The following is a 23,895-nucleotide window of genomic DNA, read 5'->3' on the forward strand; positions in this document are numbered from 1 at the left end:
TGCTGTCTTTTTTAGTATCATATCACTTTTCCGCTGTAAAAATCTCTTTCTATTTTACCGTTTGACCGCCCGGTGGCTTCTTGAAAGCTTTGATAAAAGCGGTTCATTCAAAGCGAAACGCTTCTATTCTTTCTAAATCTGACTTTTTATTGACATTTGTAAATTCGTCTTCCTTTGCCCCGATTTCGCCTGCTTCAACGTACTCTACACAAATCTGCGAGAGGAAATCGCTGATTTTCAGCTGATCGCGACAAAGCTGTTCATAGATAGTTTGTTTGACTCTTTTATGATAGACTGCTGCAAGCGGCTGCGCTCTTCCTCCGGCGACAGGCACAACCGCATCTCTTCCTGTAGCGATCAGCTGCTTCAAAGCGGCTACAGTCTCTTTCCGGATAAGTGGCGTGTCACAGGCTAAAACGGTATAAATATCCCCTTCTTCATACGCCATGGCCGTATATATACCGGCCAAAGGCCCTTTCCCTTTGAACGGCTCGGCATCTTCAAGAACCGCCGTTTCTCCGCGGGCTTTAAAACGCTCGGTAAGCTCCGGACGGCTCAATATGAGCGCTTCCCCCCCGAGAGCTTGTTTGCACCACTGATAGAGGGGTTTGTTCTTCCATAAGGCAAATGCTTTCGGTTCCCCAAAACGGCTCGATAATCCTCCTGCCAATATGACATGAACGGGCTTCATCGCTTCCCTCCTTCGTTCAGATAGACGTTTCAGTGAAAATCATAGCAAAACATACGAAAAAGGAACAAGTCTGTAAAAGACATTTTCGAAAGCATGAGCCGTTCAAATTTTGCATATTGTAGTTGTAACTTCTTTAGGAGGCTGGGTCACCATGAAAAAACCATCAGGTTCGCTGCCTTTCTTCCATGATCTGTCACAGGAAAATCTTTTTTTAAAGGCGGAGGTCGCCAGATGCCATCAGCTGATTCATGAGCTTGAAGCGAGCTATTTTCATCAAAAAAACCGAAAGCTTAATAAAGAAAACAACGCGATGAAACAGGAGCTTGAGCAGCTGACACTGGAATTACAGCGGGTTTTGGCAAACAAGCAGGACGGAGCGGATGAAGAGCTGAACAGCATCAAAAGCGGACTGCTCGAAAAAATCGTGACGCTGCAGGAGCTTCTTCAAAATGAAACATTGAAGAGAAAGCAGGAAATAGAAGAAAAGCACCGCCTTCATTTAACAAATGTCAAAGCCGCGGAAGAAAACAAAAGTCTCTATCGGCAATTCAAAGCCGAAAAGCATCATGCAGAAACAGAAAAAAAGATGAGGCTTCAAAAGGAAGAAGAACTCGGAAAACTGGCGAAGGAAAATGCCCTCCTGAAAGACGATCTTCAAGCCAAAAGTTTTCAGCTCAAGCAAATCGAAGCTGACGTAAGTGTATTAAAAGAGCGGATGATCGATATGAAAAACCGGATTGCAGAAGCGGAAAAAACGAAGGAAACGCTGTTTTACGAAACGATCGTTTCTTACAAAAGGCAGCTTGATGAAAGCGACAAGTGGATTGCTTCTCATTTTGCCGATATTGACGCATATCATCGTCAGACGAAGAAGGAAGCACAGCAGGACAGCGCATTGTTTGAGCGTTCAGAACAGGTTGAAGCGGTTCTTCAATCCGTGACAGAACAAGTCGATGTTCTGCAAGAGCAGCTGAGCGCCATTCAGAAAAACGACGGCATCATGGAACATAAAATTGAAGAATGGAAAAAACAGTATAAAGAAGAGACCCCTTCTCAAAAGTGGGTCTATAAAATAAAACGTAAGGATAAAGAAACAAAACCTTTAAACTGAACGAAACTTTAAGGGAATAAATGGATAAAACTGCTTGAGAATAGACTCAAGCAGTTTTAAGAACACGGCGGCCTGTTAAGCCGCTCTCCTTATCAATGCAAGCGCTATCTGAGAAATTAAGGATAAAACTATTGTTTTTCTGTTTCGGTAGATATGTCTCCCTCTAATATATATTGACCGCGGTATGGTTTTTTGACTTCCGGATACATTTTAATGAGACTTTGCATGAAGGTTGTCATATTCGGAATTTCAAGCCCGCTTTCTTTTTCAATTTCTTTTTGAAGTTCGGAGCTTTTGATTGCCGCATTGTGACGCTTCAACGTTTTAATCGCCGCTTCACGCAGTTTTGCAGCTTTTGAACCCGGACGTGCCGTCCCCCTTCTGCGCCGCGTTGTACCGTCTGGAATTCCGGCAGGCAGTGCGGAAGCTTGCGGAGAAGTCTGCTGCTGAGTTTTTTGAGATGTCTGCATCTGTTGCTGCTGTTGATAGCTTTTCATCTCCTGTGCAGCTAATTCAGCTAAAACAGGGAGCGATTCGGTTTTTCGCTCTGTGCGAAAATCTTTTTTTGTATCGTTATTAAAGCTGGATGGGCGATCCAATTCACGCAGCTTTGCATATATATTGTCACGCTCAATTTGATACTCCCTAATGACCTTAACCTCAGCTTCATTTAGCTGCTCCAATCGTAAACGCAATGCTTCCCTCTCGTTAAACATACCGTTTTTACCCTCCTATCAGAATAAATAACCCTCTAATAAAAATATTAGATTACCAAACTAATTTTATCAATTATTTTTTTGTTTTTCTACTGTTGCTTCCCGTTAAGAAAATAGAACTAAATTTCTGTGAAGGCTGAATCCATGGGGTTTTTTGCAGTACATCGGCCTATCTCATCCCTCTTGTCGAAATATGGTAAATAATGAAGAAACCTAGAAAATTACTTTTGAGATGAACATAATTAAGCAACTGAATATACCGATCCGCACGGACTGGAAAGCGTGAGAAAACAGTGATCTATAGGGCTTATAAATCCAGAATATTCTAAATTGGTTGACACTTCATGTCGAAATGGCATACATGAATGAACAGGGGACGGGCAATATAACACTTCATCAAAAACAGGTAATTAGACTCATTAAAATGAATCGAAAGAGTCTAATGATTCATTTGGTAAGAGAGGCTGAATGCGGAATTTTTTTAAAAAATTTTTTTCGGAAGCACCCGGATAAATAAAAAACCCCAAAAAACCGGGCTTTTTATTTTTATTCAGCAGCCTGCTCTGATTCGGCAAGAACGCGGTTCACGCGTTTTTCGAGCATTTTCATTCCGCTGCCTCCTGCCTGGAAATGGCGAAGCTGTCCTGTTTTGTCAAACACATAATAGGCCGGCACATATTCATTCTCAAACGCATCCGTTAATTTGTGTTCGCTGTCGACAAATATCGGCTGTGTAATATCGTGTTCAGCGGCCACTTCTTTAATTTTATTGATATCAAGGTCATCTTCGGAACGGGGCATATGCACGGCTACTACGTTTAATTTATCGCTGTAGCGGTCGCGGAATTCGTTGACCTGCGGCATGGCTTCTTTGCATAAATGGCAGCTGATTGACCAGAAATGAATCAGCGTCGGCTTTTCGCCGATCAGCTCCTCTTTTGACACTTCTCCGTTTAACCATTCTGTTGCGCCAGTAAGCTCCGGCATAGGCTGACGTAATTTCATGTTTTTTCCTCCATTTTCATTTGTTCGATGAAAAAGGCCTAACAAATGTTAGACCTTTCCAATCCGATTCCATTCCGGGAGACGGCATTAAAGTGTTTTTTGGCCAGGCTTCCAGTTTGCCGGGCAAAGTCCGCCCGTCTGCAGCGCTTGAAGAACGCGCAATGTTTCGTCGACATCGCGGCCGATGTTGTTATGGAAAACAGTTTGATACTGCATTTCACCTTCAGGGTTGATGATAAACAATCCGCGAAGAGCGACGCCTTCTTCTTCGATAAGCACGCCGTACTCGCGGGACACTTCGTGATTTGTATCAGCTGCAAGCGGGTATTTCAGCTGTCCAAGTCCGTTGTCTTTGCGGTCTGTGTTGATCCAGGCAAGGTGAGTGTGGATCGTGTCAGTTGATACACCGATCACTTCTGCATCTAGATCTTCGAACTCGTCATAGCGGTCGGACATTGCCGTAATTTCCGTCGGACATACGAAAGTAAAGTCCATTGGATAGAAGAAAAGGACAGTCCATTTGTCGTTTTTCATGTTTTCCTCAAGGCTTACCTTTCCGAATTCCTTGTTAGGAAGCACTGCTTCCATTTCAAAACGGGGCGCCTGTTTACCTACCATGCGTTCTGCCATTTTATGTATCCCTCCAATGATATTTTTGGGTTCTGCTACCCATATCCAAAATGAGAATGCACATGATACATTCTCATTTAGTTAATAACATCACATAATCAATTATAGCGTCAAGCGTTTTTTTAGTCAATTTTAATTGATAATGAATTTAAATTAGCACCACACGCTTCCCCATCTGAAAAAACAAGCTAAAACCGAAGCATGACACTTCGGTTTTAACGTCTATTAATGAAACTTCCGGTCAACCTGCTCACAGATCTCATCTGCGGTTAAACCTGATGCCTGAATGACAGAAGCTCCGGTCATCGTGTCAGAAATTCCGAGCATATCGGAATCCAGGCCAGTTACAACACAGCAGTCACAGCCCCTTGCATCATCTTCCGTTTTCATTAATACAACCTCATATCCTTTTTCCTTTAGTGCGGCCTCGACATCTGATAAAGATTGTTCAATTCCGATTTTTTTCGACATGAAGAAACACCTCCACCATCTAAGATGCCACCTTTGCCGCGATTTTATACCGGTCTTTAAAGGATTTAATCGGCCTGCTCGGATAAATATGCTGTCATGACGCGGACCGCCGTTTCGAGCGCTTCTTCTTTCGGCGTAAGCTTCGCATGATGAAGTCCGTACGGGGAATCGACGCCGAGCCAGAACATGAATCCGGGATATTTTTTCAGCATGTAGCCAAAGTCTTCTCCCGTCATCGCTTCTTTTGCACGGACGACTTTGGCAAGCCCTTTTTCGGCTACAAAACGCATAAAGTCTTCGACTAAGTCGCCGGAATTGTAAACCTGATGATACGCCGCAGGGTAGCTGACCTTTCCTCTGCAATGATAGGATGTTTCCAAGCCTTTGACCATCGCTTCGATTCTTGTCTTCACCCGCTCCATCGATGAAGGCGACAGCGTTCTGATGGTGCCTTCAAGCTTCGCTTCCTGGGCGATGATGTTTTGGGCAGATCCTCCCTTGATTGTGCCGATCGTAATGACCGCACTGTCAAGGGGATCGACGTTTCTAGCCACGATCGACTGCATCTGGGTGACCAGCGAGCTTGCCGCCACTACCATGTCTTCGGCAAGGTGCGGATATGCCGCATGCCCGCCTTTTCCTTCAAGCTCAATGACAAGCTCTGACGTATTGGCAAAAAGGAGTCCGCTTTTTGTCGAAATCGTGCCGACCGGAAGTTCTGGTGCGATGTGCAGCGCGGTGATCATGCTCGGCTTCCACTTTTTGAAAACGCTGCTCTCAAGCATCGGTTCGGCTCCCCCAGGTCCCTCTTCCGCCGGCTGAAACAAAAACAGAAGATCCTGCTTGACGGGATGATGTACAAAATGATCGATTAGCCCCAGCGCGATCGTCATATGAAAATCGTGGCCGCATGCGTGCATCCTGTCCTGATGGACGGAAGAAAAGGAATAGCCTGTTTCTTCGCGGATCGAAAGCCCGTCCATATCGGCTCTGTAAGCCAAAATCTTATCGGGTGCCGTACCCTTCACTTTAACAAACAGCCCTGTCCGCCACTTTTCGATCTCAAGCCTGTTCCCGGGATGCTTTTGCAAATGGTCGAGGATATAGCTCTGAGTTTTATATTCCTGGAATCCGAGCTCGGGAATTTGGTGCAGATCCCTTCGAATGGCTGTCAAATGCTCCAAGTTCATCTTTTTTAACCTCCCAATATGCGAAAAGGCGTGGATTGTTACATCCACGCACGCTTTGATGCCGCTTCTTACAGCTGACGCAATTCCTGTTTAATTTCCGTTTTGCCTTTCGTTTTTTCGTCGATGTCTTTGATTTTTTTCGCAGGCGTTCCCGCGACTACCGTGTAAGGCGCGACATCTTCGATTACGATGGCTCCTGCAGCTACGACTGCTCCTTTTCCGACTGTTACGCCTTCTAAAACGACGGCGTTAGCGCCGATGACAACATCGTCTTCAATCACGACAGGTTTTGCTGAAGGCGGCTCGATAACACCGGCAAGCACGGCTCCCGCTCCGATGTGGCAGTTTTTTCCGACCGTTGCGCGTCCGCCGAGCACGGCGTTCATGTCGATCATCGTTCCCTCTCCGATGACAGAACCGATGTTGATGGAAGCTCCCATCATAATTACGGCATTATCGCCGATTTCCACTTGATCGCGGATAATGGCACCCGGTTCAATGCGCGCTTTGATGTTTTTCAAATCAAGTGTCGGAATCGCGGAATTGCGACGGTCGTTCTCGACGACATAGTCCGCGATTTTGCTTTTGTTCGCTTCAAGGGCCGCTTTGATTTCATCCCATTCTCCAAATACAACCCCGGTGTTTCCTGTAATAAAAGGCTGTGCCGAATCGCCGAAGTCGATTCCTTCAAGATCGCCTTTTACATACACTTTGACAGGCGTTGATTTCTTACTATTTTGAATAAATGAAATAATTTCATTTGCATCCATCATTTTCATTATGTACGTCCTCCTTCTCTTGTCTACCCCATTACTGTATCAAAGGTAAGATTTAAAGACAAGAAAAAAAGGAGCTTGTCGAAAAATCGGCTGTAACGGCGGCAGGCGCTATTGTTTCACCCCAGCCTGCCCTGCAAAAGCCCTGCCGAATTCGAGCAGCATCGCTTCCTCCTCGCCTTCCGGATTCATCTCGATTTTGACGGACGGGAGTGCGATCTCTCCCCCGAGCTCTGCGATTTTTTTTTCAAGAATGTCGACGGCGCCGCAAAAATGTTCATAGGATGTGTCACCTGAACCGAAAACGGCAAATGTCCGGCCGCTGAAATCAAGGTCTTCCATTTCCTCATAAAGGTCCAAAAATTCGTCGGGAAGGTCTCCGTCTCCCCATGTGTATGCGCCTAATATAATATGGCGGTAATCGTTGAACAGCGATGCATCAATATCCATCGCTTCGTGACGGTCGACTTCGGCTCCGCCCTCCAAAAGGCCTTTTTCAATCAAGTCCGCCATCGCTTCGGTGTTTCCCGACATGCTGGCATAAACAAGCAAAACGTTTCCCATTCTGATTCCTCCAGATATATTAGTGTGCGATTACAGGCTGTTCAAAAGGTTTGACACATTTACATTCGTAAAGGCCGGCGCAAAAGAAATGCTCCTTTTGATTGGCCACTCTGAAACCGTGACCTTTGATCGTGTCGAACCATTTTAGTTCCCGCTCGAAGAAATCGAGCTGATAAATTCTCGAAAATTTGTTATGATCCTGAGCGGATGTCACATAAATGACGCCGTTGTTCTCTGATACATCGAGAAAGGATTCTTCTTTTTCGACGATTTCGGCACAGATCCGCTGTTCCGCGTTTGTACGGGTGTTCAGAATTTCGACAGCCCCGCGTTTCCCTTTTTTTGATCCCATCGCGCAAACGAGCCATTCCCCGCCAAAAATAATCATGGAGGCCGTCATGCGGTCCGCTTCTTTTTTCACCATACAAACGGTCCCTTTCTCCAAATCGTAACCCCATATTCCGCCGTTTTCATGATGAATCTGCGTCCCGATGTAAAGGCTGTTCCCATGAATGCACAATGATCTGATGACGGGTGGATCGGCCAAATCCGAAAACGGCTTAATGATATTCCAGGACGCGCCGAAATCATCTGATGTATAGATGCAATGCTTTCCGTGTGCACATACGAATCCGTCGCTCCTGCCTGTGATGGACCATATCGTTGCATTTGTCGGAAAGCTCGACATCGTCCACGTTTCTCCATCATCAGCCGACCTGATGATGACCCCTGATTCTCCCGCTCCGAAAACATAGCGGCCGACATATGCGATCGAACAAATTTTACTTTTTAGCTGAAATAGCTTTTTCCAGCCTTGTTCACACGAATAATGAAAGATACCTTCCCGCTTTACGGCTACAAAATAACCCGAGCGCCTTGAAGAGGCGACCGCTGTTGCTCCTTTATGAAACATGGGACTCTAACCCGCTCTCGTGTTTCGCCCATCTGAGAAAGCTTAGCGCAAATTCTTTGCAGCATTCGATATCCTCGTCTGTTTCAGGCGCCAGCTCGATTTTGAGTGTTTCAGGAAAAAGGTCGGCCCCCGTCTTTTCCAGCATGCCGCAAAACGTGTTTACCGCCTCGCAGAACCGCGGATACGCATAATCCCCCGAACCGAAGCATGCCGCTTTTTTCCCTTTTAAAACGAGCGAGGAGACGTCTTCAAAAAACGGTTCCGCTTCATAGGGAAGATCCCCGTCGCCCCATGTATATGTGCCGATCAATATGTAGTCATATTCAGGCAGCAGATCGATGTCTGCGTCGTCCATCTCCAAATATGTGACATCAACGGAATGTTCGATCAATGTATCTCTTATGATCGATGCGATATCTTCGGTATTGCCAGACATGCTGGCAAACGCAATCAGCGCTTTCGCCAACTGAATCACCTCGCGTAATTGATAATGATTTTCATTATTATACAGATAACTTTAAATGATAATGATTATCAATGTCAACAAAACATATAAAAAAGACAGCTTCCTTTTGGAAAACTGCCTTTTTGACCAGATTACTCCTCTCTTGTGCATGCTTTTACGACCTCTAAAAAGGCCTGCACCTGTTTTAGCTGAAGCGCGGGTTCGTATCCCAGCAGCCATGTATCTCTGCCGATCGATTTTCCTTTCGCATCAAGCAGAGGAATCTTATGAACATGGCTGCCGCTCCCGTGAAGCGTCACAGACGGGAGAATCGCATAGCCGATTCCGTGAAACGCCATCTGTTTGCACGTTTCAATCTGATCGACGATGATCGTCTGTTTCGGAGACGTTTTGAATTTTTGATGCCACCAATGCTGGATTTCCTGATAGTAAGTGCTGTCGCTTTTAAATTGGATAAACGGACGTTCGGTCTTTGTAATATCCTCGATATTCCTGATTTCCGTATCGACGAGGTACAATTCATCTCTCATCAAATAATGTTTTGGCCCTTTCCATTCGGGGTTTCCCCTGATAATTCCGATATGTACGTGATCCTCATAAAGGCTTTTCAGCATCTCGCTGCTCCAGCCGGTGACAAGTGAAATTTTTACGTTCGGATATTGTTTCACGTACGTCTTCAGGACGCTCGGCAGCCAATGCTGCCCGATGATTGAGGCCGCCGCCAGCTTAAGCGTGCCGTGAATTTCACCTTCAAGTTCATCGATGTCTTCCTTGACCCTTTCCTGCTCGACCGTCACATCTCTCGCAAACTGAATGATTTTCTCACCTGCCGATGTGACGGTAAGCCCTTTTTGCGATCTTAAAAATATTTTGGTGCCCCACGATTTCTCAATGGTCTGCAGCCGCTGGGACAGCGCCGGCTGTGAAACAAACAAGCGCTCTGCCGCTTTCCGCATATTTAATTCCTCGGCTAAAACGACGAGCATGTGAAGCTCTTGAAGCTGCATAGGCATTCCTCATTCCAATAAGTTTTCCTTATCAACTATTTTAATCACTATGTCATTTGTTTATCAAGTTTTGACGGATGGCGTGACGGTGAGGGAAGGTTTTAGGGGACGGATGAAACCGCTGCAAATAAAAAATAGGCAGCTGCCGCGCCTATTTATTCAATGTCCTGAGGTGTTTGTTTAATTGTTTTAATACGACCCGGCGCGTAAAAATGCCTTCAAACACCTGATCTTCATTTTCCACGCAGACAAACGGATGGTTAATCACCATGCCGAAGCCTTTTAATATCGGGTCATTTATCTTTAACCGTGGAATATCCGCCAGCATGACATCTTCAACATGAAGCTGATCAAGCTTTTCAAATTCGATTCGTTCAAGTCCGAAAATCTTATCCATAATCATATTGGTACCGATCAATCCGTGCAGACGGAAGGAAGGGTCAAGTACAGGGATTGCTGTATAACCGGTTTTGGTCAGGACGAGAAGAGCATGTTCCAGATTGTTTCCGATTTGGACGTGAGCGACTTTATCAGCATCGATCATGTAATGTCCAACCGTCGTTTCAAGAAGTTCATCCGATTGCAAACTAATCATGATTATTCGACTCCTTTGTAAGCGTTTATCATCAACGCATATATTCCCTATACTACAATAATATAAACGTTATCAATATTTGTCGAAAAACTTTCCTGTTTTCAAAGGGCCGGCTTTGCCGTTTCTGCAGGTTTTGAAATAAAAAAGATACTCAGGATGAGTATCAATTGATATAATCTGACCTAATTTTCAGACCGGACACGGTCGTATAAGGTAACCAGCTTTTTATATGTCAGGCTATCCACGTTTTTTGTACCCGTTTCTATATCATTGATCTCACTGCTCAATAGTTCTACGGCATATTCATGGTTCAGCAGCACATTCAGCAACAGCTTTCTCTCTTCTTCTGAAAAGCGTTCCATTCTTAACCAGCCCCCTAAATGATTTTGCTAGAGTGAGAAACTATGACCTCTCACTAGTTTCTATAGGGCTAGAATAAGAAATTAAAAATCAAACGTCAACCGCACATTTCGACATCTGTTCGATATCCTTTCAAACATTTATTTTGTATACCGGTTAGCATAGCTTGAAGCTGTATAGGAGTCGGGCTTGATTTTAGCATTGATTCCCATCGAGGTGATCCGACCCGTCATTTCCTGAATCAAATCTTTCGTCATCCCTTTTTTTCCGATATCCAAATGAACTTCCATTGTTAAATCTGCTCCTTCGTCTGTAAACGGAAGAAGCAGATCTGTGATTTCAGTAAAATAATCATTCAGGAGGTATGCGGCAACCTCTTGGCTGTAAGCAGTTTCCAGCGATATTTTTTCCCTGAGGCTATGTATCGGTCTTTTGATGATGGTGTTTTTCAAACAGCCCCAAGCACCTTTGCCTTTGCGATGCAAATGAATGGCAGTAATAAACTTCGTCCAGTTCTGATGAATCTGAGAGTCCGTTCCGACCGACAGCAAATAGCTTGAGCGCGGATCTTTGAGAATAAACGCCTTCAGCCTTTCGACCACGTCGGAAAATGTCATTTGATCTTCAGAAAGATTGTAAAAAAGAAAAGAATCAGCCATTGGAATGCCCCTTTTCATTTATGATCTGCACCGAAGATTAACGCCGTTACCTTTTTGCTACCCTTTTTTTGTCGGTATGTTTTTCAACATGTATCCGCAGCTGTCGCACGTAAAGATGACGTTTTGATTAGATTGGGCTGTCAGGACTTGATCCATTGGCTCCGCATGGCCGCAATGCGGGCAAACAACGCGTGGAAATGCTTTCATTCCATATCCTCCTATTGCTGAAGCAGTTCAAAGATTTCGATCGAAATCATATCAATGTTGTCAAACGGAAATGTTGTCGGTTTATCTCCTTTTTGATATACTGTCAGCTCAAATGTTTCATTTTTCTCGAAATATTTCACACTGCATACTTTTTCCCCGTTTACTTCGAAATAACGCTGCGTCGGTTCTCCGGCTGCCTCAGCAGTTTCTTGCAGGCTCTGCAGTCTCGTGATGATACCCATTAATTGTGACATTCTAAAAAAGACTCCTTTCAAAAAACAACTTCAGGATCAACAAGTATTAATTATAATACAAGTTCTACACGCATCATACCACAAAGTATCAGCCGATGACATTTTTCCTTTTCGGATCGGGAAAAAGAAAAACTGCTTTTCCTAGTATGGTTTTTCTTAAAAATGTCATACATACAAAATATTTTTCACATGCATTATTCAGCGAACATATACGTTAGATGGTATGGATGATGCGGATTGTCTTATTCCTGCCGGCCACGCGGGTTCATCAAAACAAAAAACTTGGCGGGGGCAGCGCCAAGTTTTTCAAAAAATCTTGATCTGATAGAGGGGTTGGGGAACAGAGAGGATCATCTCTCTATAATTAAATGATAATGATTATCACTATCATTGTCAACTATTTTCTCGGCAATTTCTTTTTTGATCGAAAAATCTAATGCAATGAAAAGAAAAAAAGCGGCGTGGCGCCGCTTTAAATCAAACCGTCCTGTTCGTATAAATAGGAATACGATAGGTCTATGAACAGATAGAGTTCTTCATCCATCGGATAGGAAAACGTTCTGATCATTTCCCCAGTTTCGATGTCGCTGTACAAATCGCTGAAAAATCCCTTTCTCATCGTTCTCATTCTCATAATGTTTTCTAAAAAATACGGGCGCCAGCTCCAGTTCTTGCCGATGTACTCAGGCTGAAACGTCCATGCTCCGTCATGCTTAAACACGTTCTTGGTCACCTGGAAGCCGTCTTCATTGCACATATAGATTCTGAAACTGCAGTCGGAGAGCTCTTTCCCCAGGTTCAAGAGAAAGGCGTCATCTGTTTGGCTTGCCTTTTTAAGCGATGCAACAAGCTGATGAACCCGTTTATCAAACTGTTCAGAATGATCATATAAGATTTCGAGCTTCTTTTTCTCATGCGTGATAAACTGGTGAAACTCCGCCTTTAACCGCTCCTTCAGCAAATCCCGTTCGACAAATTGTCCCCGGGGCTTTTGCAGATACCGCCCTTGAAAATATCTGCCGCCGTTTCTCCAGGCGTATTGAAGCTGAAATTTCGCTTCAATGTCTTCGTACAGCAGCGCTGCGCCGATTTTTCGGGCGAGCAGGGATATGCTGTAGAGCACGTACTCATAGGAAGGCGAAGGGGAGGACAGTTTGAGAGGCTGAAGGTCGATTTTCAGCAAATCAGGAGAAAGCAGCGCGATTCTGTCGAGATTGCTGCTGCCTTTGCCGATATTATCGACAGCCACTTTAATGCCGTATGTACGGTAATACGTCAGCAAATGGTGCAGCTGCTCGATATCCCCTTCAAAATGCTGTTCCGTGATTTCAATGACGAAACGGTTCAGTTCGATCCCCTTTTCGCTATATTCCATCAAGAGCTCCAGAAAGCCCTCTCCGTGATCCATCATCAGCACATTTGCATCCTGATTGATAAAAATCAGGAGATCCCGGTCGCTTTCTAAAAAATGGTCAAGCGCCTGACGAATCACTTTAAGGTCGACCTCTGTCTTATATTCTTCGGGAATCGACGGGTCTGAGAAAAACGGACCGAGGCTTTGAACTTCAGATTCGAGCTGAATGCGCCCCAGCACTTCATAGCCGATCACTTTCTGTTCTTCGGCGCTGAAAATAGGCTGATAGAATGGAATGACATCTTCAATGTTCGTTAATATATCGAGTGGATCCAACACGGCACATCACCTGCTTCTAAATCTTTGTCTGATTATACCATAACGGCCCGCACGTTTGAATTTACAATCTTAAAACGGACGGGGATTCAGCCACTGGCCCCCGTCCATCGTCACGCACTCCCCGTTTATATATTCCGCTTTTTCCGAAAGCAGAAACGAGGCAAGACCCGCGATTTCTTCAGGAGTTCCGAGCCGCCCTAAAGGTACGCTTTTAATCGTGGCAAGCGCAGCCTCCTCTGATTCAAAGAGCTTTTCCGCTCCGCCCGTCCTTTCGATCGGTCCGGGCGCAATCGCATTGACCCTGATCCCGTACGTTCTCCCCCACTCGACGGCGAGCGTTCTCGTCAGCGATAGCACGCCGGCTTTTGCAGCCGCGGAATGGACGACTCCGGCCCCCGCGCCCCATGCGTACGTCGCTGCCATATTTACAATCAGCCCTTCCTTATTATGTTTGATCCAATAGCGGCCTGCCGCCTGGCTGCAGTAAAATGTCCCGTTTAAGACGATATCGATGACAGCTTTCCAGCCGTTAACAGACAGTTTTTCCGCAGGGCAGATAAAATTGCCGGCGGCATTGTTGACAAGAGCGTCTATCGTGCCAAAGCGGGAGGCCGTTTCTTTTATCATACGCTCCACATCTTCGATCGACCTGACATCCATCCGGCATATTTCAACCTGTCCCGGGAATGTTTCGATTTCATCTTTGGCGGCCTTCAGTGCGTCTTCCGTTCTTCCCGTAATCATTACATTCCAGCCTTCCTCGGCCTGCTTTTGGGCAATCGCTTTTCCCATTCCGCTCGATCCCCCGGTCACGATCACAACTTTTTTATCCATGTTCATCCCCCTCATTATGAATGAATGGTCATTCACATCACAGTTTACCACATCCTTTAAAAAAAATTAACAAAATGAATAGATTGTCCTGATTTCCTTTCTCTGATGATATAATGTATTGATTCTATTAAAGGTTGGTTTTAGTGATGAAAAATCCATCAAGGAGACGATTTTTAAAAGGGCTCTTTAGCCTTTCCGCAGCCGGTATATTCGCTTCTGCCGGCGGCCTTGGTTACGCGCGCTATCTTGAACCCCGCATGCTTGAAACGACGCTCATTCCCATTAAGCATCCGTTGATTCCGAAAGGGTTTGACCAGTTCCGGATCGTCCAATTCAGCGACACCCATTTAAGCGAGTACTTTACGGTTCGCGAGCTTTTGGATGTCATCCGCAAAGTAAACGAGCTTCAGCCGGACTTGATCGTCTTTAGCGGGGATTTAATCGATAAACCGCACCAATACCGTGATCATGAAGACGTTGTTCAAGCATTGGCGAAGCTCAGCGCCCCTTACGGGAAGTTTGCCGTTTACGGAAATCACGATCACGGGGGCTACGGGACAAAGGTCTACCAGTCTCTCATGGCATCCGCCGGCTTTCGCGTGCTGCGAAACGATCTCGTCAATCTGGAGTTAATCGACGGCAGCGTGATCGAGCTGGCTTCACTCGACGATTTAATGCTCGGCAGGCCGAACTATGAAGGCGTCCTTTCCAGGCTGAGCAAAGACGCCTTTTCGATTTTGCTCGTTCACGAACCTGATGCTGCCTTGGCGGCAAAGGATTATCCCGTCAATCTGCAAATATCGGGACACACCCATGGCGGGCAGGTGCAGCTTCCTTTGTTCGGTCCTCTCATCACGCCTCCTTACGGGGAAATTTATACGGAAGGATTGTACGATGTAGGAGGGATGACGGTCTATGTCAACCGCGGAATCGGGACGACGAGGCTGCCTCTCCGATTTCTGTCAAAACCTGAGGTCACCGTTTTCAAATTGGAGGCGGAATAAATCGTTTTGGCTCAAAAACGGGTACATCTGCATACATTAAAACAAATAGAAAAAATTCCCGCTCCTTCAATCTTAGTAAAAAACGAAACTTCCCAAGCCTCTTTCCGTCTATAATAAGTATAAGGAAAAGGCTCCTTTTTTTCGTTTTGGAAAAGGAGATGTTCTAAAAAGTTGTTGATGTACCAAGTACCTCCGGGAGAAACGCTTCAAGCGGCCGGGGCTTTCATCATGCCGCCTGTTCCGCTTCAGGCCTTCATCAGGGACCCGGCCCCCATTCCTTACCGGATTACCGTATCTATCAGCGCCAGAACACTGAAATTGTATAACCGGGGCAGACTGATAAAAACATTTCCGATTGGCGTAGGGAAAATTTTGACGCAAACGCCGAAAGGCGAATACGTCATTGTGAACCGTCAAGCGAACCCAGGCGGGCCGTACGGCGCTTACTGGCTCGGCTTGTCGAAAAGGCACTACGGCATCCATGGCACGAATAACCCCGCTTCAATTGGAAAAGCTGTTTCAAAGGGATGCATCCGAATGCACAACCGGGACGTTCTGGAACTGGCTTCCATCGTGCCTAACGGTACCCGAGTTACGATCACGCCTTAAATTTGAACAATCATTCGTTCTATATTAAGATATAATGGGACCTTTAGGGTAAGGAGCGTATATATGGATATTTTTAAAAATCGTAATTTCGTCCGTCTTTTTTTCGCAGCTTTCGCTTCTCAAATGGGAACGACAGTTGGAAATATGGCTTTCGCTTTCTTCTTGCTCGACAGGTTCAGCAGCCAGCCGGCATACACGACGATCGCCGAGCTGATGTATTCTCTTCCGACAGTGTTCGTTTTCTTTATCGTCGGTGTGGTTGCTGACCGTTTTGACCGCAAGAAAGTAGCTGAAAACTGTGATTGGATCAGAGCGGGTTTGACTGTCGTTCTCTTTTTTGTATTGTATTTACAATCCATTCCGCTTGTATTTTGCGTTCTGTTTATCAGAAGCGCCGTGACAAAATTTTTCTATCCGGCAGAAGCGAGTCTGGTTCAGGCCATCCTGCGAAAGGACCAATATGCCCAGGCAGCAGGGCTTAACCAAATGCTTTTCAGTTTATTTATGCTGTTCGGCGTAGGCCTCGGAGCCTTTATGTATAAAACGATCGGCCTGCACGGAGCGATCGCCCTCGACTTTATAAGCTTTATTGTTTCGGGGTTTTTGATCCGTTCCTGCAACATTCCGCTTGAAGCGCGTCAGCCGAACGGACAAAAAGGCTGGAAACAAATTACCATTAAAGATTCAATGCACGACTTTAAAGAAGGCTTCGTTTATATTTTAAAAAACAAACTGCTTGCCTCGCTTGTGTTCGGATATTTTATTTTCGGGCTTGTAAGCGGCAGTTTATCCGTTCTGCCGATGTTTAAAATGAAATACGAGCTGTCCCCTGACAGCTATGAGTGGCACACGTCCCTCTTTACGGTCGTTCTCGGTATCGGACTTTTGGCGGGGGCCGTCGGCGGCGCTCTGCTTTCAAAAAAAGTGAAGCCCGAATACTTGATGTCGATTCCGATCTTTATTGCGGGAGCGTTTGTCATCCTCCTCGGGTTTACCGATCAATTGCCGATTTACTATGCGGCCGCTTTTATCGCCGGGACATGCATCGGGCCCGTCAATACCGCACTTGGCGGATGGATACCGAAAATCGTTCATCCGCGGCTGATGGGAAGGGTCAGCGGTTGGACGGATCCGCTTATGATGATCGCCCAATCTTCGGCGCTCGGATTGATCGCCCTCTTATTCCCCGGCATTATCGGCAAGGTTGATTATATATATTACGGATTGGCGGGCGTTATTATAATAGCCGCATTGTACTATTTTATCGCGCTGCCCAGATTCAGCGCCCAGACGGCAGAGATCGATGTGCAAGCCGCATTGAAAAGACAAAAAAATGCAAAAGCGAAAATAAAATCAGTTTTATAAAGAGAAAAACGCGCGTTTCGTTAAAAAAACGCGCGTTTTTTAATGGAATATTTGCATTTTCTCTTGTATTTCGTATAATTTAGACATAAGCCTTACATCTTTAGGAGGTGATGAGGAAAGAATGGATAGGAGAGAAAAGATGGACGACCATAATCATACTAAAGTATTAAAACCAACAGTTGAAAACCTTTCAAAAGCGATTTACACGGTCAATCGCCACGCAAAAACCGCGACCGATCCAAAATACCTGTATCTCCTGAAAAAGAAAGCTCTGCAAAAGCTCATCAATGAAGGAAAAGGAAAAAAGGTAGGACTTCACTTTTCAAAAAACCCAAAGTTCAGCCAGCAGCAGTCAGATGTGCTTATTTCTCTCGGAGACTACTTTTTTCACATGCCTCCAACTAAAGAAGACTTCGATAACCTTCCGCACTTAGGTACACTAAATCATTCTTATCGGAACCCTAAAGCTCATATGTCATTGAACATCGCAAAGCAGCTTCTGCAGAAATACACGGGATTGAAGGAAAAGCCGCTTGTCACGAACAGGAAGCGCCCTTCGGCAAAGCCTGTATTCAAGAAGCTTGGCGAAAGCTATTTTTGATCATAAAAAAAGCCTCCAAAGGAGGCTCAGCTTGTAGAGAAAAACATGTTTTTTCCTACAAGCTTTTTTATTTCATAAAATTTCTTGTTCATTTTTTAATCTTTATAAAAGGAAAAAGCCCTCCCACACACTTAGCCAAGCTTGGCTAAGTGTGTGGCAATCTTCTTCATATTCTGGCAAGCGGCGGTGAGGAGAACTTGTTCGCTCACATTTTGTTTTCCCCTCAACCGGCAGTAGCGAAGCCCATGCAGCTGTTTTGAATCTGCAAAGCTCCGCTCTATTTTTTCTTTTCTTTTTTTGTAGAGGATTTTTCCGGAGTCGGACAAACGATTTTGCCTGACCTTTTCTTTATGGTCCTCCCATATGTGTCTTGAGACGACCTTCTGGTGGTTTTTCGATCTTGTACAGTTTTCAAGCAGAGGGCATGAGACACACTTTTCAGGGTTGGACTTATAAAATCTGTTGCCTTTTCGATCTGTTGTTGAGTATAAGAGTGTTTGTCCGTTCGGACAAATGTACTGATTTTTTTCACGGTCATAATGAAACTTCCACTTCGGAAACAAACCTTTTGTAGGATGAAAGCGTCTATGAGCAATAACGCCAAAAATTCGACGGTCGGACAGTCCTTTACAGATTGGAGTTGTCAGATAGCCAGAATCAAGAGCGACGGCTTCAACTTGAAAACCAAATCGTGCGATTTGGTGGTCTAATCGATCGAGATAAGGCGCAGAATCATGGACATTACCGGGCGTTACATAGGCATCGGTGATGATATTGAATTTCATATCCGTTGTTCGGTGATCTAAATAGAAAAAACCTTCAGGTTTGTTTTCACGGTAAAGATAGCCGCTTTCGGGATCAGTTGTACTATGACGAATTTCCTTTTTAGTTTTCACCTCCTCTTTGGCTTTTAAAGGCTTTTTTCCGCGTGCTTCCCGATCTTCTTGGACGGCTTTATCCAAGTCCTTTATATAGTTTTGTGTATCCTGCTCAATCGTTTTTCGCGTATATTTATGCTTATTGGCATTGGCTTTGAGGTGAGTTGAATCTGTGAAAAGGACACGGCCTCCTACCATATCATGATTAATGGCCTGAAGAACGATCTCATCGAAAATGTCTTGAAAAATGGTCGTATCTTTAAAGCGTGTACGTCTATTCCAACTGATGGTTGAATGGTGAGGAACTGGATCGTTGATGTTTAACCCTAAAAACCATCGGTAAGCCATATTATAGTAAATTTCTTTTTCGAGCTGTCTTTCTGAACGGATACCGTAAAGGTATCCGATAAACATCATTTTGAATAAAATCAACGGATCAAGTGAGGGGCGGCCTTTATTTTCGCTGTAGTAAGGTTTAACCTTTTCAATGATAAAAGAGAAATCGATGTACTTGTCAATTTTACGAAGCAGGTGATCCTCTTCAACAAGCTGATCAAGCAATACAAATTCAGCTTCGTTCTGGGAAGAATTCCTTGTGTAGAACATGAACAGACACCGTCCTTTTAGAAGGCTTTTCTTTATTATAAAATGGTGAAATGGATAATTTAAGGGAAAAATGAAAAAGGCTGTCGATTTTCTCGACAGCCTGAGCCTCCAAAGGAGGCTTTTTTCAATTATTGATTTTGAAAAATATATTTGTCGAGCTTTTCGATCAGTTCGTTCAGCTCCGGCTTGCTGATCTGCTCATCTGCACCGACCTGCTCACCTTTATGGCGCAGGTCATCCGTAATAAGCGAAGAGAAAATCAATATCGGCATTCCGGCGCTTAACGGGTTGTCTTTCAAAAGCTTTGTTAAACGGTGGCCGTCCATCTGCGGCATTTCGATATCGGTGATCATTAAATCGACTTTTTCCTGAAGCGGCGTGCCGTCCTCGATCAGCTCTAAGGCATGCTCATAGGCATCTTTGCCGTTTTCAAACGAAACGATGTTGTTGTAGCCCGCTTCGTTCAGCTTTTCAACTAAAAGGCGCAGCAGTAGCGGAGAATCCTCGACAATGATCAGCTTTTTGTCTGTTCTTCTTTGGTCAAATTTCTCATCCTTCACATGATAAGGATCAAGGCCGGATTCAGACTCAAGATCAAAAATGATTTTCTCATAATCAGGGAGGAAGATCATCGTTCCGTCAAGCTTGATAATCCCTGTCATATGCCTTTCCAACCCTTGATTCAAGGCTGTCGGCTTTTCGATCTCTTCCCATGACACACGGTGGATTTGCGAAACGGCGCCTGTGTGAAACACGATTTTCCGCTTGTTGAATTCGGTGACAATATACTTTTCCTGCTTTTCTTCTTCACCGTGCTCAACATTGAAAAATGAGAATAAATCAATGACAGGGAGGATTTCGCCGCGCAGGGTGATCATCCCCTCTACATGCCTGTGGGAATGCGGCACTTTCGTGATCTCGACAGGCTGGATGATTTCTCTGACTTTCATTACATTTATGCCGAAAATATTGTGACCCACTTCAAACTTCACAATTTCTAATTCATTCGTTCCGGAGCTTAATAAAATTTCCTGTTTGTTTAAAGACACTGATATCCCTCTCTATCCTACTTGGTGTTGTACCTTTTATATCGGCGTCTTTTGTTAAAAGTTGATGCTCTGTGTCATGCTTTTGGTTTTACGGTTTGATGGATGACAAGACCGGTTAAAGCAAGCAAAATCAAGGAGCCGAAAGCCATTCTGCTCGCAATGTTTCCAAGGTCTTTAAACAGCAGGGTAATCGAACCGTACAGAAGCGGTCCAAAAATGGAGGAAATTTTCCCCGAGAAAGCAAACAGCCCGAAAAACTCGCCCCGTTTGTGCTCCGGCGTCAGTTCAATAATCAATGTTCTCGAAGCGACCCAAGTCCCTCCGAGCGCGATGCCAAACAGGCTGCCCGCGACCCAAAACAGTGCTTGAGATGCCGTAAACACACCGATGCTTAAAGAGATGATCAAAATGACGGTGATGAGGCTGACCGCTCTTTTCGCCCCCATCCACTTCGTCACATAGCCCCACAGGAATGAACCGACAATGCTTGCCACGGTTGATACGAGATAGAGCAGGATAAACTGCCCTGTCGAAAAACCGATGACCGACTTTGAGTATACCCCCATCATCGCGACCACCGTAGAAAGGGTGTCATTGAGAAAAAAGTAAGCGATCATAAACAGAAAAACCGGACGGTACAATCGAATGTCCTTAAACGTCTGCACGATTTCCCTGTAGCCGCTGAAAAACGGCTTTTTCTCCATCGGTTCCGGCCTTCTGCGCTCCTTTGTAAATAAAAGATACGGAAAAGAAAAGATCAAAAACAACAAAGCGGACGGAATAAACGCTCGATAAAAATCGTGGTTGCCGACCATGAGATAGACCGTTAAACCGGCCAATGTGCCAATATAGCCTACGGCAGTTCCAAACCCGGAGATAAGCGGGATTTCTTCCTTAGTTCCCAAATCAGCCAAAATCGTGTCATAGAACACCAGGCTGGAATGATAAAAGAACTTTGCCGTTACAAACATGACGACAACGAGCATCAAAGATAACGGCAAACCGTAAAACGTTTGCCCGAAAGAACTGCCTGCAAACACCCCCATGAAGACGGTGCAGGCGACAGAAATCGCCGTGAACAGCGCAATATACCGCTTCTTCCTGCCCGTGCGGTCGATGAGCACCCCGAACAGCGGCGTAAAAATGACAAGCAAAAAGCTTGCGGCGGCGTTTGAGTATGAAATAAACGTGCTGGCGACCTGATTCATGCTCGCGTTTTCGCCGACCGCCTCCTGCAGCCAAAAAGGGAAAAAGATCGTGACGATATTTGATGAAAAAATCGTGTTCGCAAAGTCGTATAAAGCCCAGGAAATAATCGGAAGCGTAAAAAACAGCTTTAACCCTTTACCTGGCGTCCGTTTGACTGCTTGTTCTTGTTCCGGCTGAATCATAATATAGATTCCCCCTATTTTTAATCTTTACGGCATAACAGCACGCATTCAGTCCGAAAGCGTGCTGTCTTTTATCCGTTATTTTTTTAAGACGATTGTTCCGGCCAGCAAATCGTGAAGCGCTTGTTTCCTCTCCGTGAAAAACGCTAAAATATAACCGATCATCAAAATCGGGGATAAGAAGCTTCTTGCCAGAAAACGTCCGGCAGCTTGGCCAAACGAGATTCTCCCCCCTTCTGCGTCGGCTACGTGAATCCCCATAATTTTCTTGCCGAGCGTAGCCTGCCATTTCGAAGATTCCATCAGCGTGTAATAAAGAAAATAAACGAGCAACGCAAAAGCCCCGATGATCGCCGTTATTTTAAGAAGCGAGAAGAAAACGGCGAAAATTTCAGGTTCTGTTACATAATTATTATCTTTTTCCAACATGGTCATAAAATCGGCATCTCCCATCAGCATCAGCGATGCAAAAACAGTAGAAATCAGATACATTGGGACACCAAGAATGATTCCGTCAATGAGAGAAGCCAAAAAGCGAGAACCGATCCCGGCATATTCGCCCCCAGCAGAAGGAGCGGCTTCATGTTTACTTAATTCCAATACATTTCCTCCTAACATCTGACTTCTATATACTACTAACATTTGCCGATTTTGATCAATATATCGAGCGGTTTTTTAAGCTGAAATTAATGTATTTCATCATTGACTTTCAGGCGCAACGTGTTACAATGGTCAAGGATTTTTACAGGAAAGGTGTTAATGATGGGAACAATTGTGGTAATCAAAGATCACGAACTAACCGTTTTAGAGGACGCAAGCAAAGCCATGTATTCGGAAATGAAAAAGGATGCTGCAGAACGCGAAGATGAAATCTATATTTCCTGGAAAGAAGATCTTGATCCAGACTATGGTTATTGATCTGTAAGACAATCTCCCTGATTGTCTTATTTTTCTTTAATGCGATGCCGGCCTGCATATATTCGCTTTCGTCTACATAAAATTGATTGATTAAAAGATGACAATTTAACTGATGATGGTAAAATAAGATCAACCACAACATTTTTTAAGGTGATGAAAAATGGAACATTTGCTTAATCCAAATGTAAAAGACATTGAAATTTCGGGAATCCGCAAATTCTCAAACCTTGTATCCCGGCATGAAAACGTCATTTCTTTAACAATCGGCCAGCCCGACTTTTTCACGCCCCACCATGTCAAACAGGCCGCAAAAAAAGCGATAGATGAAAACCATACATCTTACACGCACAATGCGGGCTATCCGGAGCTGAGACAAGCTGTCCAATTGTATATGAAAAAAAAGTCTGATGTTAACTATGAAGCCGAAACCGAAATCATCGTCACAACGGGGGCCAGCCAGGCCATTGACGCTGCGTTTCGCACGATGCTGTCTCCGGGTGACGAAGTGATCTTGCCGGGACCGGTTTATCCCGGATATGAGCCGATTATCAGGCTGTGCGGCGCCGTCCCTGTGATCGTCGATACGACGTCTTACGGGTTTAAGCTGACAGCGAAGCTCATCGAGGAAGCGCTGACCCCGAAAACAAAATGCGTCGTTCTCCCTTATCCGTCAAACCCGACGGGAATGACGCTTTCCGAGGAGGAGCTGAAGGAAATCGCATCACTCCTGAAAGGGCGGAATGTATTTGTCCTTTCAGACGAAATTTACAGCGAGCTTACATTTGACAGGCCGCACCATTCGATTGCGTCCATGCTCCGGGATCAGACGATCGTCATCGGCGGACTTTCCAAATCCCACAGCATGACCGGCTGGAGAATCGGATTTCTGTTCGCGCCTAAAGAAATCGCCAAACATATTTTAAAAGTTCACCAGTATAATGTGTCATGCGCTTCTTCGATTTCGCAAAAAGCGGCTTTGGAAGCCGTCACAAACGGATTCGACGATTCGCTGATCATGAGGGAACAATATAAAAAACGGCTTGATTACGTGTACGACAGGCTGGTGACGATGGGGCTCGATGTCGTGAAGCCGTCTGGCGCATTTTACATTTTCCCGTCGATCAAATCGTTTGGAATGTCTTCCTTTGACTTCTGTACGTCGCTTCTTGAGGAAGAGGGGCTTGCGATTGTGCCGGGCAGCTCATTCTCTGAATATGGGGAAGGCTATGTGAGGATCTCTTACGCATATGCACCGGATACGCTGCGGGAGGGGTTGGACCGTCTGGAGACATTTATTTTCAAGAAGCGCCAATCGCTTCAGACTACATAAAC

29 protein-coding genes are annotated in these 23,895 nt (G+C 45.0%); 7 read left to right on the top strand and 22 right to left on the bottom strand.

Going from position 1 to position 23,895, the window contains the following annotated elements:
- Positions 1-103: 103 nt before the first annotated feature.
- A complete protein-coding gene (locus MHB78_RS16045; protein WP_046132262.1) occupies positions 104-691 on the bottom strand; it encodes a molybdenum cofactor guanylyltransferase in 588 nt (195 codons plus the stop codon).
- Between the two features lie 151 nt (positions 692-842).
- Here MHB78_RS16045 and MHB78_RS16050 point away from each other — a divergent pair, with 151 nt between their 5' ends.
- Positions 843-1,802 (top strand): hypothetical protein, encoded by a 960-nt coding sequence (locus MHB78_RS16050; RefSeq protein WP_046132263.1) that lies wholly within the window; start codon positions 843-845, stop codon positions 1,800-1,802.
- Positions 1,803-1,930: 128 nt separating this feature from the next.
- Here MHB78_RS16050 and rok read toward each other — a convergent pair whose 3' ends face one another.
- The 17 genes from rok to fadH all read right to left on the bottom strand — a co-directional run bounded on the left by rok (position 1,931) and on the right by fadH (position 14,142).
- Positions 1,931-2,518, bottom strand: coding sequence for a transcriptional regulator Rok (gene rok, locus MHB78_RS16055; protein WP_046132264.1), 588 nt, complete (start codon positions 2,516-2,518; stop codon positions 1,931-1,933).
- A gap of 546 nt (positions 2,519-3,064) precedes the next feature.
- Positions 3,065-3,523 carry a redoxin domain-containing protein gene (locus MHB78_RS16060; RefSeq protein WP_046132265.1) on the bottom strand — a complete coding sequence of 153 codons (459 nt, stop codon included), beginning with the start codon at positions 3,521-3,523 and terminating at the stop codon, positions 3,065-3,067.
- 87 nt (positions 3,524-3,610) lie between these two features.
- Positions 3,611-4,153 carry a biofilm-specific peroxidase AhpA gene (gene ahpA, locus MHB78_RS16065; RefSeq protein WP_046132266.1) on the bottom strand — a complete coding sequence of 181 codons (543 nt, stop codon included), beginning with the start codon at positions 4,151-4,153 and terminating at the stop codon, positions 3,611-3,613.
- Between the two features lie 225 nt (positions 4,154-4,378).
- On the bottom strand, positions 4,379-4,624 hold the full coding sequence (locus tag MHB78_RS16070; protein WP_046132267.1) for a YkuS family protein: 246 nt from the start codon (positions 4,622-4,624) through the stop codon (positions 4,379-4,381).
- Positions 4,625-4,689: 65 nt separating this feature from the next.
- Positions 4,690-5,814, bottom strand: a complete 1,125-nt coding sequence (locus tag MHB78_RS16075) for an N-acetyldiaminopimelate deacetylase (RefSeq protein WP_046132268.1) — start codon at positions 5,812-5,814, stop codon at positions 4,690-4,692.
- 68 nt (positions 5,815-5,882) lie between these two features.
- The gene (dapD, locus tag MHB78_RS16080) at positions 5,883-6,593 is read right to left on the bottom strand and encodes a 2,3,4,5-tetrahydropyridine-2,6-dicarboxylate N-acetyltransferase (protein WP_046132269.1); all 711 of its coding nucleotides are present in this window, start codon (positions 6,591-6,593) and stop codon (positions 5,883-5,885) included.
- Between the two features lie 108 nt (positions 6,594-6,701).
- Positions 6,702-7,154 (bottom strand): flavodoxin, encoded by a 453-nt coding sequence (locus MHB78_RS16085; protein WP_046132270.1) that lies wholly within the window; start codon positions 7,152-7,154, stop codon positions 6,702-6,704.
- Positions 7,155-7,173: 19 nt separating this feature from the next.
- On the bottom strand, positions 7,174-8,067 hold the full coding sequence (locus tag MHB78_RS16090; protein ID WP_046132271.1) for a sialidase family protein: 894 nt from the start codon (positions 8,065-8,067) through the stop codon (positions 7,174-7,176).
- The gene (locus MHB78_RS16095) at positions 8,057-8,533 is read right to left on the bottom strand and encodes a flavodoxin (protein ID WP_046132272.1); all 477 of its coding nucleotides are present in this window, start codon (positions 8,531-8,533) and stop codon (positions 8,057-8,059) included. Before MHB78_RS16095 ends, MHB78_RS16090 begins: the two co-directional genes overlap by 11 nt.
- A gap of 131 nt (positions 8,534-8,664) precedes the next feature.
- Positions 8,665-9,540 carry a LysR family transcriptional regulator gene (locus MHB78_RS16100; protein ID WP_046132273.1) on the bottom strand — a complete coding sequence of 292 codons (876 nt, stop codon included), beginning with the start codon at positions 9,538-9,540 and terminating at the stop codon, positions 8,665-8,667.
- A 151-nt stretch (positions 9,541-9,691) separates the two neighbouring features.
- The gene (gene cbpB / locus MHB78_RS16105; protein WP_046132274.1) at positions 9,692-10,135 is read right to left on the bottom strand and encodes a cyclic-di-AMP-binding protein CbpB; all 444 of its coding nucleotides are present in this window, start codon (positions 10,133-10,135) and stop codon (positions 9,692-9,694) included.
- A 182-nt stretch (positions 10,136-10,317) separates the two neighbouring features.
- Positions 10,318-10,497: an antirepressor AbbA gene (abbA, locus tag MHB78_RS16110; protein WP_006638386.1), complete on the bottom strand. Its 180-nt coding sequence runs from the start codon at positions 10,495-10,497 to the stop codon at positions 10,318-10,320.
- A 138-nt stretch (positions 10,498-10,635) separates the two neighbouring features.
- Positions 10,636-11,154 carry a ribonuclease H-like YkuK family protein gene (locus MHB78_RS16115; RefSeq protein ID WP_046132275.1) on the bottom strand — a complete coding sequence of 173 codons (519 nt, stop codon included), beginning with the start codon at positions 11,152-11,154 and terminating at the stop codon, positions 10,636-10,638.
- Positions 11,155-11,211: 57 nt separating this feature from the next.
- Positions 11,212-11,361, bottom strand: coding sequence for a hypothetical protein (locus MHB78_RS16120; protein WP_099047035.1), 150 nt, complete (start codon positions 11,359-11,361; stop codon positions 11,212-11,214).
- Positions 11,362-11,372: 11 nt separating this feature from the next.
- A complete protein-coding gene (locus MHB78_RS16125; protein ID WP_046132276.1) occupies positions 11,373-11,615 on the bottom strand; it encodes a DUF1797 family protein in 243 nt (80 codons plus the stop codon).
- 472 nt (positions 11,616-12,087) lie between these two features.
- Positions 12,088-13,308 (bottom strand): EAL-associated domain-containing protein, encoded by a 1,221-nt coding sequence (locus MHB78_RS16130; protein ID WP_046132277.1) that lies wholly within the window; start codon positions 13,306-13,308, stop codon positions 12,088-12,090.
- A 69-nt stretch (positions 13,309-13,377) separates the two neighbouring features.
- Positions 13,378-14,142, bottom strand: coding sequence for a 2,4-dienoyl-CoA reductase (gene fadH / locus MHB78_RS16135; protein WP_046132278.1), 765 nt, complete (start codon positions 14,140-14,142; stop codon positions 13,378-13,380).
- A gap of 146 nt (positions 14,143-14,288) precedes the next feature.
- Between fadH and MHB78_RS16140 the strand changes: the two genes are divergently transcribed.
- The 4 genes from MHB78_RS16140 to MHB78_RS16155 all read left to right on the top strand — a co-directional run bounded on the left by MHB78_RS16140 (position 14,289) and on the right by MHB78_RS16155 (position 17,721).
- Positions 14,289-15,146 (top strand): metallophosphoesterase, encoded by an 858-nt coding sequence (locus tag MHB78_RS16140; RefSeq protein WP_046132279.1) that lies wholly within the window; start codon positions 14,289-14,291, stop codon positions 15,144-15,146.
- A gap of 228 nt (positions 15,147-15,374) precedes the next feature.
- Positions 15,375-15,755, top strand: coding sequence for a L,D-transpeptidase (locus MHB78_RS16145; protein ID WP_231947486.1), 381 nt, complete (start codon positions 15,375-15,377; stop codon positions 15,753-15,755).
- A gap of 63 nt (positions 15,756-15,818) precedes the next feature.
- Positions 15,819-17,120, top strand: a complete 1,302-nt coding sequence (locus MHB78_RS16150) for an MFS transporter (RefSeq protein WP_046132281.1) — start codon at positions 15,819-15,821, stop codon at positions 17,118-17,120.
- Positions 17,121-17,259: 139 nt separating this feature from the next.
- The gene (locus MHB78_RS16155) at positions 17,260-17,721 is read left to right on the top strand and encodes a YkyB family protein (RefSeq protein WP_046132282.1); all 462 of its coding nucleotides are present in this window, start codon (positions 17,260-17,262) and stop codon (positions 17,719-17,721) included.
- Positions 17,722-17,852: 131 nt separating this feature from the next.
- Here MHB78_RS16155 and MHB78_RS16160 read toward each other — a convergent pair whose 3' ends face one another.
- The 4 genes from MHB78_RS16160 to MHB78_RS16175 all read right to left on the bottom strand — a co-directional run bounded on the left by MHB78_RS16160 (position 17,853) and on the right by MHB78_RS16175 (position 22,245).
- Positions 17,853-19,205, bottom strand: a complete 1,353-nt coding sequence (locus MHB78_RS16160) for an IS1182 family transposase (protein ID WP_046131917.1) — start codon at positions 19,203-19,205, stop codon at positions 17,853-17,855.
- A gap of 128 nt (positions 19,206-19,333) precedes the next feature.
- On the bottom strand, positions 19,334-20,254 hold the full coding sequence (locus tag MHB78_RS16165) for a chemotaxis protein (protein ID WP_046132420.1): 921 nt from the start codon (positions 20,252-20,254) through the stop codon (positions 19,334-19,336).
- Between the two features lie 74 nt (positions 20,255-20,328).
- Positions 20,329-21,645, bottom strand: a complete 1,317-nt coding sequence (locus tag MHB78_RS16170; RefSeq protein ID WP_046132421.1) for an MFS transporter — start codon at positions 21,643-21,645, stop codon at positions 20,329-20,331.
- A 78-nt stretch (positions 21,646-21,723) separates the two neighbouring features.
- Positions 21,724-22,245, bottom strand: coding sequence for an RDD family protein (locus MHB78_RS16175; RefSeq protein ID WP_231947442.1), 522 nt, complete (start codon positions 22,243-22,245; stop codon positions 21,724-21,726).
- Between the two features lie 162 nt (positions 22,246-22,407).
- Here MHB78_RS16175 and MHB78_RS16180 point away from each other — a divergent pair, with 162 nt between their 5' ends.
- Both MHB78_RS16180 and MHB78_RS16185 read left to right on the top strand, forming a co-directional pair.
- Positions 22,408-22,563: a hypothetical protein gene (locus MHB78_RS16180; protein ID WP_167543081.1), complete on the top strand. Its 156-nt coding sequence runs from the start codon at positions 22,408-22,410 to the stop codon at positions 22,561-22,563.
- 160 nt (positions 22,564-22,723) lie between these two features.
- Positions 22,724-23,893, top strand: a complete 1,170-nt coding sequence (locus MHB78_RS16185) for an aminotransferase A (protein WP_046132423.1) — start codon at positions 22,724-22,726, stop codon at positions 23,891-23,893.
- The last annotated feature ends 2 nt before the right edge of the window (positions 23,894-23,895 follow it).

The sequence above is a fragment of the Bacillus sp. FSL K6-0138 genome (assembly GCF_037982765.1).
Taxonomy (GTDB): Bacteria; Bacillota; Bacilli; order Bacillales; family Bacillaceae; genus Bacillus; species Bacillus glycinifermentans.